Origin of the sequence: Paenibacillus sp. FSL R7-0312 (assembly GCF_038004445.1) — a bacterium.
Taxonomy (GTDB): Bacteria; Bacillota; Bacilli; order Paenibacillales; family Paenibacillaceae; genus Paenibacillus_AQ.
On sequence record NZ_JBBORE010000001.1, the window covers coordinates 6,844,252 to 6,864,185 of the forward strand.

The 19,934-nt window shown below is 50.6% G+C and carries 16 protein-coding genes; 2 read left to right on the forward strand and 14 right to left on the reverse strand.

What is annotated here, in order from left to right:
* Nucleotides 1–166: 166 nt before the first annotated feature.
* From MKX70_RS29700 to MKX70_RS29710, 3 genes are all read right to left on the reverse strand, one after another.
* Complete coding sequence (locus tag MKX70_RS29700) at nucleotides 167–745, reverse strand: hypothetical protein (RefSeq protein ID WP_340841410.1); 579 nt, start codon at nucleotides 743–745, stop codon at nucleotides 167–169.
* A 134-nt stretch (nucleotides 746–879) separates the two neighbouring features.
* On the reverse strand, nucleotides 880–2,097 hold the full coding sequence (locus tag MKX70_RS29705) for an aminotransferase-like domain-containing protein (protein WP_042234243.1): 1,218 nt from the start codon (nucleotides 2,095–2,097) through the stop codon (nucleotides 880–882).
* Nucleotides 2,098–2,164: 67 nt separating this feature from the next.
* Entirely contained in the window at nucleotides 2,165–2,821 is a 657-nt protein-coding gene (locus MKX70_RS29710) for a response regulator transcription factor (RefSeq protein WP_340841411.1), read from the reverse strand.
* A gap of 277 nt (nucleotides 2,822–3,098) precedes the next feature.
* On the opposite strand from MKX70_RS29710, the gene MKX70_RS29715 reads away from it, so the two are divergent.
* Entirely contained in the window at nucleotides 3,099–3,506 is a 408-nt protein-coding gene (locus tag MKX70_RS29715; protein ID WP_042234240.1) for a hypothetical protein, read from the forward strand.
* Nucleotides 3,503–4,570 carry a phosphodiester glycosidase family protein gene (locus MKX70_RS29720; protein WP_042234238.1) on the forward strand — a complete coding sequence of 356 codons (1,068 nt, stop codon included), beginning with the start codon at nucleotides 3,503–3,505 and terminating at the stop codon, nucleotides 4,568–4,570. The genes MKX70_RS29715 and MKX70_RS29720 overlap by 4 nt, the downstream gene beginning before the upstream one ends.
* A 409-nt stretch (nucleotides 4,571–4,979) precedes the next feature.
* Here the strand turns inward: MKX70_RS29720 and MKX70_RS29725 are convergent, their stop codons facing one another.
* The 11 genes from MKX70_RS29725 to MKX70_RS29775 all read right to left on the reverse strand — a co-directional run bounded on the left by MKX70_RS29725 (nucleotide 4,980) and on the right by MKX70_RS29775 (nucleotide 19,883).
* Nucleotides 4,980–5,234 (reverse strand): AbrB/MazE/SpoVT family DNA-binding domain-containing protein, encoded by a 255-nt coding sequence (locus MKX70_RS29725; protein ID WP_039303382.1) that lies wholly within the window; start codon nucleotides 5,232–5,234, stop codon nucleotides 4,980–4,982.
* 174 nt (nucleotides 5,235–5,408) lie between these two features.
* On the reverse strand, nucleotides 5,409–5,873 hold the full coding sequence (gene trmL, locus MKX70_RS29730) for a tRNA (uridine(34)/cytosine(34)/5-carboxymethylaminomethyluridine(34)-2'-O)-methyltransferase TrmL (RefSeq protein WP_039303379.1): 465 nt from the start codon (nucleotides 5,871–5,873) through the stop codon (nucleotides 5,409–5,411).
* A 160-nt stretch (nucleotides 5,874–6,033) separates the two neighbouring features.
* The gene (serC, locus tag MKX70_RS29735) at nucleotides 6,034–7,125 is read right to left on the reverse strand and encodes a 3-phosphoserine/phosphohydroxythreonine transaminase (RefSeq protein WP_340841715.1); all 1,092 of its coding nucleotides are present in this window, start codon (nucleotides 7,123–7,125) and stop codon (nucleotides 6,034–6,036) included.
* 106 nt (nucleotides 7,126–7,231) lie between these two features.
* Complete coding sequence (locus MKX70_RS29740; protein ID WP_340841412.1) at nucleotides 7,232–8,116, reverse strand: hypothetical protein; 885 nt, start codon at nucleotides 8,114–8,116, stop codon at nucleotides 7,232–7,234.
* Nucleotides 8,117–8,356: 240 nt separating this feature from the next.
* Nucleotides 8,357–11,101, reverse strand: a complete 2,745-nt coding sequence (locus tag MKX70_RS29745) for a GH36-type glycosyl hydrolase domain-containing protein (RefSeq protein WP_340841413.1) — start codon at nucleotides 11,099–11,101, stop codon at nucleotides 8,357–8,359.
* A gap of 790 nt (nucleotides 11,102–11,891) precedes the next feature.
* Nucleotides 11,892–13,316 (reverse strand): type I glutamate--ammonia ligase, encoded by a 1,425-nt coding sequence (gene glnA, locus MKX70_RS29750; protein ID WP_042135170.1) that lies wholly within the window; start codon nucleotides 13,314–13,316, stop codon nucleotides 11,892–11,894.
* Nucleotides 13,317–13,597: 281 nt separating this feature from the next.
* Nucleotides 13,598–14,644: a 3-deoxy-7-phosphoheptulonate synthase gene (gene aroF, locus MKX70_RS29755; protein ID WP_042234235.1), complete on the reverse strand. Its 1,047-nt coding sequence runs from the start codon at nucleotides 14,642–14,644 to the stop codon at nucleotides 13,598–13,600.
* A gap of 311 nt (nucleotides 14,645–14,955) precedes the next feature.
* A complete protein-coding gene (locus MKX70_RS29760) occupies nucleotides 14,956–15,912 on the reverse strand; it encodes a 4-hydroxy-3-methylbut-2-enyl diphosphate reductase (RefSeq protein WP_042234234.1) in 957 nt (318 codons plus the stop codon).
* Nucleotides 15,913–15,968: 56 nt separating this feature from the next.
* Nucleotides 15,969–17,420, reverse strand: coding sequence for a sensor histidine kinase (locus tag MKX70_RS29765; RefSeq protein WP_042234233.1), 1,452 nt, complete (start codon nucleotides 17,418–17,420; stop codon nucleotides 15,969–15,971).
* Nucleotide 17,421: 1 nt separating this feature from the next.
* A complete protein-coding gene (locus MKX70_RS29770) occupies nucleotides 17,422–18,108 on the reverse strand; it encodes a response regulator transcription factor (RefSeq protein WP_042135165.1) in 687 nt (228 codons plus the stop codon).
* 122 nt (nucleotides 18,109–18,230) lie between these two features.
* Complete coding sequence (locus tag MKX70_RS29775) at nucleotides 18,231–19,883, reverse strand: S1C family serine protease (protein WP_042234232.1); 1,653 nt, start codon at nucleotides 19,881–19,883, stop codon at nucleotides 18,231–18,233.
* Nucleotides 19,884–19,934 lie beyond the last annotated feature (51 nt).

The window sequence follows — 19,934 nt, forward strand, 5'->3', positions numbered from 1 at the left end:
TTCGGGAAATAAGGTCTTTTGAGTCCGCTTCACTCTGCTGAGGGTATGCTCATCTGCGCTTCCAACTGTCCAGTGCAACCTTCCTTCTGTATCCTTTGGTCAAATTGCTGCACTCCAGTATGTTCTCTATTACATCATTCCTGCTCATCGGAAACTTACAGGTGTGTTATTTCTGCTGGAGCAGAATCAATGATTGGGCTGTCTGCTCAAAATCCTTCCGGTCAAACATTCTGGCTGAGAAGATTTCAAAATGGGTGTTATCTATTTCACCATACAAATATTCCAACGTACTATCCTCTTCGCTAATCCACTTTCCTTCCAATTGCGGGGACAGCTGCACCTTCTTAACCGTTCTATTTCCGCCCGCGGGCTCCAGCTCCTCCATAGACTCAGTTATCGCCATCCGGATGAAATGAAGGGTCAACCTTTTTCCGTCCACCTTGGCCTCTTCAAAATAATCATCCGGACCGCCGCCAATCTCAGGAATATATACGTTCACCAGGCCGGCTTTTTGCGCCGCTTCCCGGATCTCCTGGAGCTGATTCCGGCTGTAGTGCAGCTTGTGGACCGGTTCCTCACATACAGGAGTATCTAAAGCCGAACGGCCCGTTTCACCAGTGCCAGAGGCTGGTCCTGCGGTTTCAGTGGGTACAGCCGCATCCGGTGGTTGCGGATTACTGCTGCATCCTCCCAGTAGCAATACTGCAATACAAGCTGCCAACCTATATGGTTTGTTTATTTTCATTTTCTTTCAGCTCCGGTTCCTTGGGTTTGAAATACATTCGACACTCAGCCCAAAAAAAGAAGGACAACCGCCCGCCATTCCATGGCAAGCAGTCATCCTTCTTCTATATCATGCTCCGGTTATTCCCGTCACTCTCAGCTCCGCGCCGTAAACTCCGATACCGCTTCACTCATCAGATTCATGCCCAGCAGCAGCTCATCCCGGCCGGGGTGGCTGAAGTTAAGCCGGATCCGGTCCGAGCCTCCGCTTACACTGCAGAGCGGTCCGGGCAGAAAGGCTACGCCTTTAGCCAATGAGACACGCAGCAGTGCCATGGCATCCAGCCCCTCCGGCAGCGACACCCAGAGGAACATCCCGCCAACCGGCATATCATACACGCTGCTCTTCCAGGCCGGGCGCTTCAGAAGCTCGGCCATCAGCTTCAGGCGGGTGTTGTATTCCCGGTTCAGCAGGGTGATATGCTCCCGCAGATCAAAGGCGCTTACACTAAGCAGATGATGCAGCAGCCGCTGGTTCAGCGAGCTGGACTGCCAGTCCGCCATCTGCTTCGCAGCGGTCATCATCCCGATCAGTTCGCGGCTTCCCGCCGCCCAGCCCGTCCGCAGCGCCGGCGCAACCGTTTTGCTGAATGAACCGATATACAGCACATGCCCGCCCTCGCTGACATTCTCCAGCGCGTAGAGGGAAGGATATCTCAGAGATGGATGCTCATCATAACGCTGGAAATGCAGATCACCGTACGAATCATCCTCAATAATCAGCACGTTATGCGAGGTGCACAGCTCAAGGATTTCCTTGCGCCGTGCAAGGCTCCACAGCACACCGCTCGGATTGGTAAAGCTCGGCGTGGCAAATAGCATTTTGGGCCGGTGCTGGCGGATTCCGCTGCGCAGATGATCGGGCAGCAGGCCGTCCTTATCCCCCTGCACCGGAATGATCACGGCTCCCTGCATCCGTAGCGCCTGCAGAATGCCCGGAGAGGTCGGATTCTCGACCAGCACCCGGTCACCGGGATCTATATAGACTCTGGCCAGCAAATCGATGGCCTGTTGGCTTCCCGTTGTCAGAAGAACTCCGCCTTCGGCCACATTTACCCCTTTGCCTCCCAGCCAATCTCCGGTAAGCCACTCCCGCAGCGGGCCATAGCCCTCGGGATCGCCGTACTGCAGAGCTCCGGCATCTGCTGAAATCACTATCGACGCCGCTTCTGACAATAGCGGCAACGGGAATAATTCCTCCGCCGGCAGCTCTTCCGCCAGTGAGATCAGTGTCCCGCGCCGCGTCTGTTTGCGGATACTCAGCAGTGGTGATGACAACAACGTATGTGCGCGCGCAGAAAATTCATACTTCATACGCTCCCCCCTTTACCCTGGTTAAAGAATATTCCAGCCCGGACGGCATTATGTCGTTATACGGGGATTAGGCGTAGATTTGCTTCGTCTGTCTTGAGAATAGGGCGAATTTCTCGATCGCCTGTGCCCTCGTAGATACTTCCAGCTTAACATAAATCTTGCGTAGATAGTTATCGATCGAGCGGCGGCTGACTTCAATTTCCAGGGCAATCTTATCGTATGTAATCCCTTGCACAATGCGTTCCATAATAAACATCTCTGTCTGTGTCAGCTGCATTACAGCGTCCAGCCCTCTGGAAGAGGTCACCGGACGCAGCCCCTTCTCAATCCATTCAAGCGGAATGGAAAGGAAGCCTTCACGGATTCCACTAATCATCTGCAGCAGCTGATTCGGAGTCGCCCCCTTGGACAGTACTCCGCTGGCCCCAAGCTCAATCAGTGGCTGAAACATTTCTTTATCGTTCTCTTCAGTCATAATTATGAAATGGGAGCTCTGGGAGCTCTGCTTCATCTCTGGCAGAACATCCTCTACCGTTCCCTCCGGCATTTGATAATCACTGAGTACCAGGTCCGGCCCGGTATCCCGCACCATGGAAACGCATTCGCTCCAGGTGGAATACATACCTGTAACCTCCAGCTCGCCCCCTTCTTCCAGAATCAATTTTGTTCCCAACATACTTGTGGGATGACATCCCACGATGACCACCCGCCAGACTTTCATCAATGCCCAGACCTCCTGCTATCTATATAATTTACCAGAATGGAAAGCGCGATAAGCGTTTCCGGTTAACACGCAAGCAAGGAACTATGATGTCTTGTCTGTTCTTCCTACTTTTACCTTGAATACGCCCCTCAGATATTCCAATCTATAGAAATTGTATCGCAGTAGTTTAACTGGATGCAATTACTTTTTCTTGTTTTCACAAGCTCTTTCACTTTTGCGAAAATAGTAAAAGTCTGATAGAATGGGGACTTGAAAAAAAATGGCTTGAGGTGATGAAATGCAACCGCTAGCGGAATCGACCCGGGTACACTCGCGCCGGAGCGCAGAGAGAAGCGGACCTTCCGTAAAATGGTTTCTACTGTTTTGGATTTTGATGATTGCACTCGGCGTTTATGCCGTGTACAGCTACACGAACCATCTGAAAGATCAGGTGCTGAGCGAGCTTGGATCACAAAGCCAGCAGCAGCTTACCGTTTTGAAGACCGATTATGAATCCAAGATCTCCGTCCTGACCGAACAGGTGAAGGAACTGCAGAGTACCGTGCAGACCTTTAATGAATTATTGACCTTCACCAAAGATAACGCCAGCAACAAGACGGACAACAGTAACAAACTGTATACGCAATTAAGCGAGGTCAAGAAACAGCTGGATGCGCTTAAGAAAGAGATGGATCTGCTCAAATGATGACTCCTGTCAAAAGAGTAAACCGCTTCTTCATGCTCCTGACCGCGCCGCTGTTCGGACTGCTGCTCTGCCTGTGGCTGTATCAGCCGCCGCTCAACCTCAAGCTGGATACCGGGCCCTTTATTGCTGTCTCCGGCCCTGTTAGTGAGACCGCTAAGCTTAAGCAGGATCTGGCCGTAGCCAAGAGCTATGCGTCTTACACCATCAATTCGATCAGTGCCAGTGCCCTGCTGTACAAGCAGACCACGAATGCCATGAATGCGCTGGTCAATACGGCGGCAGCCCAGACTTCCCGCCCGGAGCGGATCTACAATAACCGGATTACCTCCCGGCTGGGCATACCTGCCGATGTAATTACCAGTGACAGGATTACCATTGAATTGTACCGGCTGAACCCCGGAAACTATAAAGCATACGCGCTAAAGATCAGGCTGAAAGACCCTGCCGCCATGAAGATGAGTCTGGCAGGTGACGGCACTGGCGCATCCGAGACCACCATGCAGGCCGTGAACCGCTATGGTGCATCCGCCGGCATTAACGCCGGCGGGTTCGCCGATCAGAACGGCAAACGTTATCCGCTGTCTACAACCATTGTCGGCGGCCAGTATTTGTATGGCTTCGAACCCAGCTACAAAGATCTCAGCTTCGTCGGCCTGAATAAGTCCGGGCAGCTGATCGGAGGCAAGTTCAGCAGCAGGGCACAGCTGGATCAGCTGGAGCCCGTTTTTGGCGCCACCTTCGTGCCTGTTCTGCTGAAGAATCACACCAAGACTGTGATCCCGCAGAAATGGCAGATCACGCCGAAGCGCGCACCGCGCACCGTGATCGGCAACTTCAAGGATGATCAGCTGCTCATTCTGGTGGCCGACGGTTATGACGAGAACGGCAATTCCGGGGCTACTCTGGCAGAGCTTCAGGACAAGCTGTATGACCTTGGCGTTATTGATGCCTACAATCTCGATGGAGGCGGATCTTCCTCGCTGATCTTCCGGGGGAAGGTAATCAATAAGCCTTCTGACGGCAATTTGCGGCGTGTACCGACGAACTTCCTGTTCTTTAAGTAAGCAATTCAAAGTTCGTCAATGCCATAAATCACATTTCCATTTATTTTTGCGGAATGAAAGCGTATAATCAGATTAACGAATAACAGTCACTAACGGAGGTGCACAGCATGTCGTTCTCCCTGACTTTTTGGATCGTGACCCTGGTTTTTCTGCTGTTTCTGGCCGGCATCCTTACTTCTTCCTACAACGACGACAAGACCAAGGGCTTATGAGTCCGCTGAGCGTTTACAAAAAAAGGAGCACCGCACTGATGTGCGGCGCTCTTTTTTCTTGCTGAAACGGCACCGTCCTTGTCAAAGGACGGCAAAGCCGTTTCCATTGGCTTTCAAGAAAAGCTTTTCCAAACAGCAGCCCTGTTACAGGACGCCGTTCAGCGCTTCTCCTATGTAGACAGTAATGCTGTTTAGACTTACGCGTGTCTTGGCAATTGAGTCATTTCCGAAAGGCAGCTTGCACAAATATAACGGTCTTTATATTCGCTTACGCCTTCCATACCTCCGCAAAAGACACACTTAGGACGGTAACGCTCCAGAATGATGTGATCGCCCTGAACCAGAATTTCTACAGGGTCCCCTTCATTCATTGAATACCTTTTACGCAGGGACTTAGGCAGAACAATTCTACCCAGCTGATCTACTTTACGTACAACGCCAGCAGGTTTCATATCTAACTTACACTCTCCTGTTCAACTGATAATAGTAGCTACATAAGGTGAACATAAGAATGAGAGTTCTCATTCTTATGTTCACGTTCTATACTACTTATTTCGGCACTAATTAACTATTTCGTTACTAAAATGTCGAATCCTGCTGAAAAAAATAAAAATTAATGTCAACTTTTAGAAAAGTTGCGGGAAATCCATCTGCCGGAGTGCTTCATAAACAATAATCGCTGCAGAATTAGATAAATTAAGCGACCTTACGGCTTCGCTCATCGGCATGCGCATTCTGGTTTCCTTGCCCGCTTCCAGAATATCTGCGGGCAATCCCTTGGTTTCCTTGCCGAACACAAAGAAATCACCATCCTGAAAGGTGAAATCCGTATAACGCTTCTCCGCCTTTGTCGTGGCGTAGAAGAAGCGGCCCTCCTTATACTTCTCAAGTACTTCACTGAAGGAATCATGATACTCAATGGTTACCGCATGCCAATAATCGAGTCCGGCACGTTTCAGTGTTGCATCATCTGTACGGAAACCGAGGGGACGTACGAGATGGAGATGGGTTCCTGTAGCCGCACAGGTGCGGGCAATATTGCCTGTGTTCGCCGGAATTTCCGGTTCTACCAGCACAATGTGTAATGCCATAATTCGGATGCTTCCTCTCTGTAGGGTCCTAAAGACTTACTTGGCCCTGTAATGAATTCTTGATGATGGCTCCAGATACAAGGCGGAGCCCGGTAATCCTGAGCTGCGGGCAAGAAGAAGACCCTCCGCCACCAGGCGGAAGGTCAGGAGCGTTCTTTCATTAACCTTGGGTTTGCTGGAAATGCTTCATGAAATCGACAAGCGCCTTAACGCTCTCATGAGGAACGGCATTATAGATGGAGGCACGCAAGCCGCCCACGCTACGGTGGCCCTTGAGGCCGACAAAGCCTTCCGCTTCAGAAGCTTTGATGAACTGCTTCTCCAGCTCCTCCGATTGCATCCGGAACGTTACATTCATAATGGAACGGCTGCCTTCTTCCGCAACTCCGCGGTAGAAGCCGTCACTGCCGTCGATATAGTCATAGAGGAGACCTGCTTTATCACGGTTCTTGGCTTCGGTACCGGCAAGCCCGCCCTGTTCCTCAATCCATTTTAACACTTCATTAACCATATATACAGAGAAGGATGGCGGCGTATTGTAGAGAGAGTTGTTCTTATAATGTGTATCATACCGCAGAATCGTCGGAATATTCGCAGGAGAACTGGAAATCAGCTCTTCCTTGGCGATCACTACAGTGACGCCTGAAGGTCCGAGATTCTTTTGCGCACCGGCATAGATCAGACCGAATTTGTTGATGTCGAAGGAACGGCTCAGTATGTCACTGGACATATCTGCGATCAGCGGAATAGAACCGGCATCCGGATACTCTGCATATTGTGTCCCTTCAATCGTTTCATTCGATGTAATATGCAGATAAGCGGCATTGTCCGCAGCCTTGATGCTGTCAAGCTCCGGAATCGCCAGGAACTTCTTATCCTCTGAGGATGCGGCTACATGCCCGCCGCCTGTCAGCTTGGCTTCCTTCAGGGCCTTGTCAGCCCAGCTTCCTGTCATGACATAGCTGCCGACCTGGCCTGCAGAGATGAAGTTCATCGGCACCATAGCAAACTGTGTGCTTGCTCCGCCTTGAATGAACAATACCTTGTAGCCTTGTGGATTGCCGAGGAGCGAAAGCAGGCGTTCCTGAGCTTCATTATGCACGGATTCGTATATAGCTCCGCGGTGCGACATCTCCATAATGGACATTCCGCTCTCCCGGAATTCAATAAACTCCGCTTGTGCACGTTCCAATACTGTAAGCGGCAATGCTGCCGGACCGGCATTAAAATTGTATGCTCTCTTGCTCAAAATTGCTCCCACCCTTTCTCTCCTATGAATATGGATATCGCTATGATAGCAGATAACATTAAACAGCAGCAAGTATAATTATTCACATAGGAGGTAAGCTAGACAGGCTTCAAGAGGCAAAAAATTGATAGCTGCGCTTCCAACCCTTGCTGTGACGCGGTAAAATGGTGATGTCAATAAAAACTTCGGGAGAAATTACATGTTTTTCACCCCATAGAATGATCCGCTCCGCCGTGAAATCCCCGCTCTCCCGGATTCCGGCACCGCTTGGCTTATGGACGAGCTCCCAATAATAATCAGCCGCCGCGTTCTCCCAGCCCTCCAGCCGACAATAGAACGGACGGTCCGGCTCTTCCTTCCACGTAAGACTGTTACCAGACAGGCTCAGCAAATTGTCCGTATATGAGGATTCTGGTGCTGCAATCCGGAGCATGCCCGGCAGTTTCAGCTCATATTCTCCGCCGACAGCCGCACCGTTGATCCCGACAAAGTTATGAATATATTCCTCTATGCGCAGCGGCTTGTCTCCTACATTCTCAATCTCGTAGGTAATATCCAGCCGGTCCTCATTCAGCGTTATCGTCTTAATCAGCCGCATACTATAACCCCGGCACTCCATCGGCTGGACGGTGTAAGTGACCGAATGCCTGCTGAGCTCTTCATGAATGATGAAGGGAACGAGGGGATACTTCCCGAAAAAATCGTATGCTTCATCGCTCTGCTTCTGCAGCAGCCCGACCCCAGGCTTCGGGAACCACTCCCCGGCAGCTGCTTCCTCATAGCCGATTGCCCGGGAAATGGCGAACTCATTGCACAGGCCTATACCTCCGCTGCCCTGTCCCGGAACCAGACTCTCCGGCACACAAAAGGTATGTCCCCCCTGCTCCAGAGTCACTCCTGTAATAAATCCGCTCCAATCAAACCGGGTGCCGCTATATGCTCCCGGCTCTGCGATCTCCACTGTAAGTATTCCGTTTGATAGAATATGTGCCATTTAATGCCCTTCCTTTCCACTTTCTATGTTTGGCCTATGATCGATCTATGCTTGATCTATGGATTCTAAGCTTACCCGTTACGGCTGTGATTACACAAGCTTCCGGCTGCTATTTCTGCGGTTATCCTGAAGTTACACTCTTATGAGCAGCTACTGCACCATATATAGGGCATCTCATATGAAAACGCCCGCTCCCGGCGGACCGGCAGAGCAGGCGTCTTAAATTCCTATCTTCCGGCGTTACGCCAGTTCAACCTCAAGCAGATGGATTTGGCCTTCAGGGAGGGCACTCAGCAGACTACGTAAGATCATAGCCCCTTCTGAGACGCGCTGAAGCGTTACCTCAGCCCCGTTTAGCTTCACGGCATGTATTTGGTACTCTCCGTATTCAACGCTTCCTGAAGCCGTATAGACGACTTTCAGCTCACGTCCGGCAAAAATAGTTTTGATAGAAGCGCGGCCTTCGGCATCAAACTGTTCTTTAACCAGCTTCGGCTGCAGCAGCAGATCGCCCAGCCTGCCTTTGACACCAAATACCTCTGTGACCATCGTCAGCAGCATCCAGCTTGCAGAACCGGTCAGATACGTATACATCCCTCTACCCTGCTCATTGATATATTCCGGGATACCCGGGTACATCCGGCTGACTTCAAAGTTCGCGCTCAGGCTGTACAGCGAATCGAGTACCTTGCGTCCTTCTTTAACAAATCCGCGTTTATACAGCGCATTCCCATACATTACAGTCATATGGCTGAACATGGCTCCATTCTCTTTGTGGCCAAAAGCGAAGCCGAAGGCACGGCCTAGATTTTGCTGAATACCGCCGAAGTTGCTGTTCAGACGGTAGCCGATTTTGTCATCGAACAGATTGCGTTCCACTGCCGAGACAATGCTTGAAATCTGCTCCGGTGCAGCAGCATGACCCAGCAGCGGGAAGACCTGCCCCGTCAGCGTCATGCGGGTACCTTCAGCGAACTCACCCTCCACACGTTCCCCGTCGTTATTGTAATAGCCGTTGAACCAGCCGTCGCCATGCCCGCTTTCTACCCATTCATTGCGGCGCAGGTGATCGAAGATCCATTCTGCTTTGCGGGCCAGATCCGCTGCAACCTGTTCCAGCTTCAGCTGGACACGGATTCCGCTAACCTTATTCGGTGCTGCGCCATAGTAGCGGTCCAGCAGCCCGTGTTTGGCAGGAATAGATTCATAATCAACGGATTCGCCAAGCGAATCCAGCAGCAGCGTCATTTCTTCCGCAAGCTCCAGGGTATCTCCTCCGGTACGTTCCTTAAGCGTGATCAGCAGCCGGGAGAGATCCAGCAGATTGCTGGCATAGAAGGCTGTGAAGGTTACACTCTCCCCCCGCTGAGCAGCCATATCCAGCCCGTCATTCCAGTCAGCGCCTTCAAGCAGAATATTGTTATGCTCACCCACATTGAAGAATGGAACCAGATTCTGCAGCAGGATATGCTCCAGAATGGTGCCTGTATACACTTCACCTGCTGAAGTCTGCAGGCTGCTGCCGGCTCCAGGCTCCCATGACGTATCGCGTTCCCTGCAGCGGCTCATGAAGGAATCCCGGAAATAGGTCTGCTCCTGCAGCAGGAAGTCGAGATCACCGCTCTGATCGAGGTACAGCATCGTAGTGAGGAATGGCCATGCGCCGTGATCCATCCAGACGCGGGGAATATTATTACGGTCTGCTATGAATTCACCAGGCTGCTGCCCGATGATCGTTGCATTACTGCCGTCGATTCTGACACCGGCATAATTGTTCAGCAGCAGGCTACGCACATCAGCAGGCTCCATGATCAGCAGAGCGAGACAGTCCTGCCAAAGATCACGCCAGCCGCGGCCGCCTCTTCCATAGTCATGATAAGGCAGGAAGGAGTTACCGTACAGTCTGCGCAGCACGGGCTGCAGAGTAACCCATTTCATCCATTCATCAGCAGCATGATCTCCCGTATGGAATTCTACCGTATTCACTTTTTCCGCCCAGAAGGTCTTATTCTCCTCCAATAATGTATCAAAAGCCTCGGTTGAGCCGTACTTGGCCATCAAAGCCGGCACGCCGATTCTGTCATTCTCTATCGTAAGCACAACTACATAGGAATGGCTCTGTCCCGGAGAAAGTGTAACCTCTGCAAAACGCAGTCCGCCAAGCGCTTCATACCCTTCCTTGTGTATTCCGCCCCCTTCACCTATCTCCGGAGCCAGATTGCGCACCACCGCTTCCGGCCAGTCCAGACTTCCGCCTTCACCGATGAATTCCTCCTGCACCGGGAAGAAGCCAACCGGCTGTGCTCCGCCTTCCGCAGCACCAAACACACCGTAAGAGGTATGATTTACACGGTGCCCGCGTTCGTCGAAGGAAAGTGCTGGCTGTACCTCCACACCGTAAGCGGAAGTATAAGTCCGGTTCAGCAGCGAAGTAACATGACGGTGATCCCGCAGATCATCTGCAGAACGCGCATACAGCGGAATAGCAGCCGTCGGAGTCAGCGTGAGCTCCTTCGTGCCTCTATTTGTCAGCACAACCTTCATCAGCTCTACTTTGTCATTGCCGCAGGGTACGAAGCTCGTGATCTGTGCTCCTAACCCCAGCTCCTTATTGTTGCGGGACACTTTATGCCATAACAGCCCGGCTTCCAGCAGAGATTCGTCAGCACCCTCGCCATATACCGCAGCATTCTGCCGGGCGGAGTCTCCCGTAGCTGACCATGCGCCTTGTCCTTCGATATATACCCAGAAATTGCGGGAAGCGCGGGAATTATGCAGATCCTCCACGGAGAGCGGCGGAGTAAGGAATGTATTATGACCTGAAGTCACCTGACCATGCAGCTTCGGGCTGACCGAGGACATCATGCCCCCCTCATTCACCAGCGGAAAATATAAAAAACTGCTCCGGTCCGGCTGCTCCAATCTGAAATCCCCATTATTGCCGGTGAAGCTCCAGCCTGATTTTATCTTGTGATCGTGATTCACTGTATTCATCCTCTCTATAATACAAAGATAGATTGCATTTTTATCACAGTTTCCGAAATCGGTTTCGTTTTTCATTATTGCATCGTTATAAATCTTTGTAAAGGTTTTTTTCATGTTCTTTGATGTGCAAAATAGTTACCATAACAGCTGATATCACAGCCTTTTATGTGTATTTCATCAATTACGAAACCACTTTCGTTATCAGACTTATATTATATATAAATCTGGCCTAAATATAGTACAAACACGCCTGAAATTTCACATATCTGAAATACATGCGAAATGTAAACGTTATATATAATCAAGTTGAGATTTTATAGAATATAATCTATTAAATAACACGAAAAATTACGAAATCGCGACCAATCATCAGGCCATGCCAGACTGGACTCTCCACATCCCCTAAGTTAGTGAGTTGGAATGAGAATCCGTTATTTGAACAAATCCAGGGGATTCACTTGCCAAGCGGATTCAGATTCGCTTATATAAGCATCTCCCCCTCCTTTCGGGCTCGAATGAAATACATAACGGAATCTCAGTCCGTTTGGGCCTCGTTAGGAGGCTTTTTGACGAAATAGAGTCCTCTCAGTCCGCGTTAAATTACTGATGATCCTCCGCCCCAGACCGATCAGCAGCCCGGCCTTTGCAACCGCCCGTTTCCGCCAATGCCGCTATACTACAATCATTTGTGGCCATACCAGTTACTCCCGTACGAACACAACAGAAAAAGCCCCCGGAATCAAATGATCCTGGAGGCTTCTTCATCAAGCTCTATTCAAGTTAACTTATCTTATACATCAAAGTACAGGGAGTATTCATGCGGATGAACACGAATCGCAACGGCTTGCGCTTCAGAACGTTTCAGAGCGATGTAGTTATCGATGAAGTCCTTAGTGAATACGCCGCCTTCTGTAAGGAACTCGTAGTCAGCTTCCAGAGCATCAAGCGCTTCGTCCAGTGTACCTGGAACGCTGCGGATCTTCTCTTTGTCTGCATCAGACAATTCGTAGATGTTCTTGTCCAGTGGACCATAACCCATTTCTTCAGGGTTGATCTTCTTCTTGATTCCGTCCAGACCCGCCATCAGCATTGCGGAGAATGCCAGGTATGGGTTAGCCGTGGAGTCCGGTGTACGGAATTCAATACGACAGCCCTTAGGAGTTACAGCAGCTACCGGTATACGGACAGCAGCGGAACGGTTACCCTTGGAGTAAACCAGGTTGACCGGTGCTTCATAACCAGGAACCAGACGTTTGAACGAGTTGGTGCTTGGGTTAGTCAGCGCGATCAATGCAGGAGCATGATACAGGATACCGCCGATGTAGTGCAGAGCCAATTCACTCAGGTTAGCATAAGAGCCTTTTTCGTAGAACAATGGCTCGCTGCCGTTGAAGATCGACTGGTGAACGTGCATACCGCTACCGTTATCGCCGAACAGTGGCTTAGGCATGAAGGTTGCTACCTTGCCGTATTGGCGTGCAGTGTTCTGTACAATGTATTTGTAAGTTAGGAGATTGTCAGCTGTTTTCTTCAGGGTGTCAAAACGGAAGTTGATTTCCGCCTGGCCTGCAGTCGCCACTTCATGGTGATGGCGTTCGATTTCAAGGCCTGCTTCAGCAAGCAAACGGCACATTTCACTGCGGATATCCTGTTGGGAATCTACTGGAGCTACAGGCACGTATCCGCCTTTAACGCCAACTTTGAATGCCAGGTTGCCGCCTTCGTCTTTACGGCCAGTGTTCCAAGCTGCTTCTTCGGAATCTACGAAGTAGGAGGAGCTGTTCATTCCGCTCTCATAACGAACGTCATCGAAGATGAAGAACTCGGATTCAGGTGCGAAGAATGCAGCTGTACCTACACCACTGGATTGCAGGAACTCTTCAGCCTTCACAGCGATACCGCGCGGGTCACGCTCGTAACGTTCGCCATCCGGTGTGAAAATATCACACATGATGTTAAGCGTTGGGTGAGCTGTAAAAGGATCGATGTATGTAGTGCTTGGATCAGGCATCATTACCATATCCGACTCTTCAATCCCACGGAAACCTGTAATGGAAGAACCATCAAATGCTACACCATTCTCAAATGTTTCTTCTTCAACTGCGGATGCTGGCAACGAGATATGGTGAGCACGTCCACCCAAATCTACAAACCGGAAATCCACCCATTCGATATTGTTCTCCTTGATCGTCTGCAATACTTTTTCAACCGACATGCTTTATTCCTCCCCAAGTTCCGAACATTAGGCCGCTCACAGTATCAAATGTTCTTGTTTTTATTTTTTTGCTGTCGTCATTATAAATCTCAAACCTAACATCGTCAATGCTTATGTCAGGTATTTCTTACGACAATGTAAGATATTCTGACGCTTTGGTGAAAAAACTCTGTTCATCCGATTCCCATGTCACCTTTGTCCTATATTCAATAAAAATAGCCCCCTTCCTCCGCCCAAAGCGGGAGAAGAGGGCCTGTAAGAAGCTAATCCGCACTTGAAATTCAAACTACCGGGGCTGCTTCCAGTGAAGGAGAGAACTTGCGTCCGACAAGCGGGGCCAGCTTCTCAAGATCTCTAAGCAGGCTGTCGAACTGTTCCGGGAACAGAGACTGCACTCCGTCACCTGTCATTGAATTATCAGGGTCGGTGTGCATCTCGATGATCAGACCATTGGCTCCCGCAGCAACCGAAGCCTTGGCCATAGGCGCAACCAGCTCACGGCGTCCAGTGCCATGGCTTGGATCAGAAATCACCGGCAGATGGCTGAGGTTCTGCAGCACAGGAATAGCTGAGAGATCCAGCGTATTGCGTGTGTAGGTTTCAAAAGTCCGGATTCCGCGCTCACATAACATGACATCACGGTTGCCTCCGGCGAGAATGTACTCTGCTGCATTCAGCAGCTCATCGTAAGTCGCACTGAACCCGCGTTTCAGCAGGACGGGACGCCCGCAGGTTCCCAGCTTGCGCAGCAGGTCAAAGTTCTGCATGTTACGTGTGCCTACCTGCAGAATATCCGCATGCTCCGCACAGATATCTACATACTCCGGTGTCATCACTTCCGTGATGGTCAACAGGCCGTGGCGTTTACCGGCTTCAGCCATCATCGTAAGACCTTCTACACCCACACCCTGGAAGCTGTAAGGTCCGGTACGTGGCTTGAAAGCACCGCCGCGCAGCACCTGGCCGCCGGAAGCCTTAACAAGCCGTGCGATTTCATCAATCTGCTCCGGGGATTCCACGGCACAAGGGCCGCCCATAATGACGAGATTCTCTCCGCCGATCTTCACCCCGCGGATATCGATAACCGTATCCTCCGGATGGAAATCACGGCTTGCCAGCTTATAGGACTTGGTAATCTTCACGACGTTCTCGACGCCCTTCATCTGGCGCAGATGCTCGGCCAGCTTCGGCGTCACGCCGCCGACAAGACCGATCACAGTATGATCTGCTCCCCTTGAGAGATGTACCTGCAAGCCTTCTTTTTCAATTATGGCAATAATATCATTTACCTGATCCTGCGGTGTTTGGTTGGATGTAATAACGATCATATTATAGCTCCCCTTTTTGGACACTTATTCTTATAAACGGGTACAATCAATTTAAATTTGATACTATCTCGCTACGACGCGTGTACGCTTTTAAGCACTAAAGTGATTTTACCGCAAGTTTCCGTTCCAGTCAACCCCAATAGGCTATATATAACAAAACCGCCGGAGGTAAAATCAATAACTCACTAACTTTATCACGGCACATGCTCGCAGGAGCGGCTAGCGCCCAGGAACGAGAAAAACGGCAGCATACCCGGTTACAGGCCACACTGCCGCTATACCTATTCTATAAGTTCATAATTGCTATCATGTCAGGTAGCACTCGTACTCTTGTTCTTCACAGGCGGCAGAAGCTTCGCCATATTCACCGTACGTTTGATCTCCCAGGTCTCGGGGTTCGATTCGTCATACTGCTCCAGATAATTGATAACTTCCTTGGTAATCGGCGTTGGCGTAGAAGCGCCTGAGGTTACCCCTACCTTGGTAATTCCCTTCAGCCAATCCCTATTCAGCTCAGATACATCTGAGATCCGGTGAGCCGGTACACCGGCAATTTCTTCCGACACCTGTGCCAGACGGTTAGAGTTATTACTGCGCGGATCACCGACAACAATGACCAGCTCACACTGGCCGGCCTGCTCCGCTACCGCTTCCTGGCGGACCTGGGTTGCCATACAGATCTCATTATGGACCTCGGCTCCCGGGAAGGTCTCCAGCAGTTTTTTCATAATATGCTTAATATCCCACTGGCTCATGGTGGTCTGATTCGTAATTACAATACGCGAGGAAGGGACCGAGAGACCGGCAATTTCATCTTCCTTCTCAATCAGATGGACATGCTGAGGGGCAATCCCCACCGCACCTTCCGGCTCAGGATGACCTTTCTTGCCGATGTAGATAACCTCGTAGCCCTCTTCAACCTTTTCCTTGATGAGGTCATGAGTCTTTGTTACATCGGGACAAGTGGCATCGACTGTGGTTAACCCCTTGGCCCGTGCTATCTTGCGTACCTCGGGCGACACACCATGAGCAGTGAAAATAACCGTCCCGCTTTCTATTTTATCCAAAATATCCAGACGGTTATGCCCGTCCAGCGTAATGATTCCGTCATCCTCAAAGGAGTTCGTGACATGGCTGTTATGCACAATCATGCCCAATATATAAATCGGCCGTGGCAAATCAAGATTTTGTGCGGCCTGCCGTGCCATTACCATAGCATCGACGACGCCGTAGCAATAGCCCCGGGGAGAAATTTTGATGACTTCCATGATTCACCGCTTTCTGCTGTCAATGACTGCTGTAATAGGAACCGTTTAATTATACCCTATTCCAGCGGCGGGGCAAAGAGAAGCGGCATCCAGATCACAAAAGTCGTCCCTTCCCCCTGCCGTGTGACCACCTCTACAGAACCGCCGTGCTCATCAATTATCCATTTGGCGATGGACAGCCCCAGACCGATCCCTTCGGTAATTCCTCTAGATTCATCCGCACGGTAGAAACGGTCAAAGATGTGCGGCACTTCGTCCTTATCCATCCCGATTCCGGTATCCGAGATACGGATTCCCACCTGGTTCTGATAAAAGACGGCATCCAGCGTAACCTCACCCGCAGGCGTGTATTTAAAAGCATTATCAATGAAGATGAACAACATCTGCTGCAGATAGTCCTTGTTGCCAAGAATATATTTGCCGTTCAACTGGCCCATTTCGCCCACAGACCACTCCGCCTGACGCGGCAGGAAGGAAGCACGGCGTGCTACTTCGGTCATCATCGGCTCCAGCGCTACCGGCTCTATATCAAAGGTCCGGCCTGTATCCGCTCTGGCCAGAGAGAGCATATCCGCCACCAGCCGGCTCATACGCTTGGATTCATCAGCAATATCCTTCACCGATTCAATGGAGAGCTGGCGGATTTCCGCCTCGGTCATCCGGCTGTCATCCGGCTCCATCTCCCATATCTTCTCCAGCAGATCAATATTTCCGCGAATCGTTGTAAGCGGTGTCCGCAGCTCATGCGAAGCATCCGAGACGAAGCGGCGCTGCGTGGCATAGGCCTCCTCCAGCCCCGTATAGAAGCCTTCCATCCGCCCGAGCATACTGTTCACCGTCTCAATCAGCCGCCCGATCTCATCCTGCGGTCCGTCGTATTCAATGCGCGAGCTCAGATCCGTCCCGGTCTGTATCCCGTTTGCCGCCTCAATAACCTTGCCGATCGGACTCATTGCTTTGCGGGCCAGGAACAGCCCGAAGGTGAAGGCTGCGATCAGAGTCGCAAAAGAGCCAACGAGCAGGATATTCTTCAGTCTCAGCATCAGCCGATCCTGCTCACCTGTATACGCGGCCATTTGCAGGACTGCAGCAGGATTGCCTTCATACCCCGGAATATCAACAGCCCGCTGATAGATTAAGAAAGAATTTCCTTGGTAGCTCTCTCTAACAAAGCCCTGTTGGCTGACTATAGCGGCTTGTTCCGGAATATTGAACCGAAGATCAAACGTCTTCATGTTATTATTGGGAACAATCCGCGAAATATCATATATATACAACTGTGCAAATAAATTCTGGCCTTCCAGACTTCCGCCCACATACAGATTGGAAGTTCCGTCATAATAAGTAACCGGCTGCAGTTCGATCTGATTGGCCTGATTCTTAAGACGGTCCTTCAAGTCACCGTACGTATTAATATAGACAAACCCGTAGATTAACGCGGACAGGGCCAGCAGCATTATGGCCAGAATCCCTGAATACCAGGCAGTCAGCCGCAAACGTATAGACATATTAGTCACCTCTTAGGATGTAGCCGGCTCCCCGGATCGTTTGAATCAGCCTTTTGCCGCCATGCTCTTCCGTCTTCTGGCGCAGCATTGCGATATATACCTCAAGCACATTGGATTCACCGCTGTAATCGTAACCCCAGATCTTATCCATGATGAGATCACGGGACAGCACCCGCTTCGGGTTCTGCATGAACAGATGCAGCAGTTCGAATTCCTTTGCCGTCAGCTCCAGACGTTTGCCTGCACGCGTCACTTCACGCGAATCTACATCCAGTGTGATATCCTCATAGGAAACCGCCTGGTCCGAGCCTCCGCCCTGCTCACTTTTGCGCCGGAGCAGTGCCCTTACCCGGGCAAGCAGCTCCTCCAGAGCAAACGGCTTCACCAGATAATCGTCCGCACCCAGATCGAGCCCTTTGACCCTGTGTTCAATCTCATCCTTGGCCGTCAGCATAAGTACCGGAACACTGCTTCCGCCCTCACGCAGACGGCGGCATACCTCAAACCCGTCCACTTGCGGCATCATTACATCCAGGATAACCACATCCGGATCGCTGTTCAGAACGGCACGCAGCCCATCTGCCCCGTTAGCGGCTGTTTTGACATCATACCCTTCAAAGGCAAGCCCGCGGCGCAGCATGGATATAATTTTCTCATCGTCATCAATAATTAGAATATTCGGTCGCATCAAGCAGCCCCCATTGTTCAGTTCATATATCTATATTGTATCATGAATCCGTTTACCCGCAGCCTATGCAGCAAAAACGGAAGGGTCTCCCCTTCCGCTGTACTGCTCACCGTCCGGTGTGTTTATTGCTTCTGAGTTTGAGTCGTGTCAAAATCATTTTTATTGCCGATCTTTACCGGAAGATCCAGCTTCTTACCGTCACGAACCACATTCAGTGTCACCTGATCGCCAACTTTGAGCGTCTGGATGTAAGTAATCAGATCCTGGCTGGTGGCATAGTTCGTACCGTTCACACCTGTGATGATATCGTAAGGGCGGAGGTCGGCGGTATACGCTGGAGATTTGAAGACAATCTCGGCGACTACGGAGCCTTCTTTAAGGTCAGTGCCCATTTGTTTAGCGACTTCATCGGTAATGGTCATCAGCGAAGCGCCGATGAATGGTACCGGTTCTTTCGGAATTTCCTGATTGGCTTCCAGTTTCTCTACAACTTCTTTAATGGTATTGACCGCGATAGCAAAACCGATACCCTGGGAGTCTGTGCTAACCGCCACATTCATCCCGATGACCTGACCATTCATGTTAAGCAGGGGTCCGCCCGAGTTCCCTGGATTAATCGAAGCATCCGTCTGCAGCAAGTTCTTGTAATTGCGTGTGCCGCTTCCGTCTTCTTCATTAATATCAATACTGCGGCCCTTGGCACTCAGTACACCTGCTGTAACGGTGTGGTCAAAGCCCTGCGGGTTACCAATCGCTACGACTTCTGAACCTACCTTAATGCTGTCGGAATCACCAAGCGCCACTGTAGGGAAGTCCGTTCCTTCAATTTTGAGCACTGCCAAGTCCAGATCTTTGCTGGAGCCGAGCAATTTCGCTTCATAAGGTTTGGTATTGCCGTCAACCGTAACCTGAATGACATCTGCATTATCCACCACATGCTGGTTGGTCAGAATATAACCGTCTGAATTATAAATGAAGCCTGTGCCGATTCCGTAAGGAGTAAGCTGGGATGAATCCGAATTGTTTGATTCCGGCTGGGATTCTGAATTGGAGCCGGAAGATCCGCTGCCGCCGAACTGATCACCGAAGAAGAATTGGGAGAACGGATCGCTCATATTCGGATTACTGCTGCTTCTGCTGCTTGATTTAACCAGCGTCTCAATTTTGACAACTGCCGGTCCCACCCCATCTACTACGCTGGATACATCACCCGATCCGGTAACCAGTGCTGCTGTGGAAGTGGAAGGCGTAATGGTAGCACTTCCGTTCGCTGTCTTAGCTGCTGTATTCGTAACGGCAGCAGTAACTGCCTGATCGCCTGTGAACCAGTTGCCCCGGTCCGCCATGAACATCGAACCCGATAATACAATCATTCCTGCAAGAAAAGAAATAAGTACCGCCTTAACCGGCTTCTTCGGCTTACGGTTATACTGCCAGCCATTGCCCCCCTCAGGAGGATTGCCGCCGCGTCCGCCATTGCCGTCATATCCTGTGGTACGGAGCGAAGTGCTGTAAGGTAAAGGCTTGACCGGCTGCGGAGGTGAGATCTCTACACGCTCCGGCTCCCGGCGGTTATAGTGCTGCGGATCTTCACCATTCATCTCGTCGTTGTTCAGGGATTTGAACGGCCCATAGGAATAGTAGTAGGAAGAGCCTGCTTCGTTTGATGAATTACTGTTAGTGCTATCTTTACTGTCCCATTCCCGCTGCGGTCCCGGTTCATTATCACGATTGAAGTTGTTCTCACGATTGTAATTGTTTTTGTTATCGTCCATGTTTTCTTTCCTCCCGCGCTCTGCCGCATCCGGCAAAGTGTTATTTGTTTT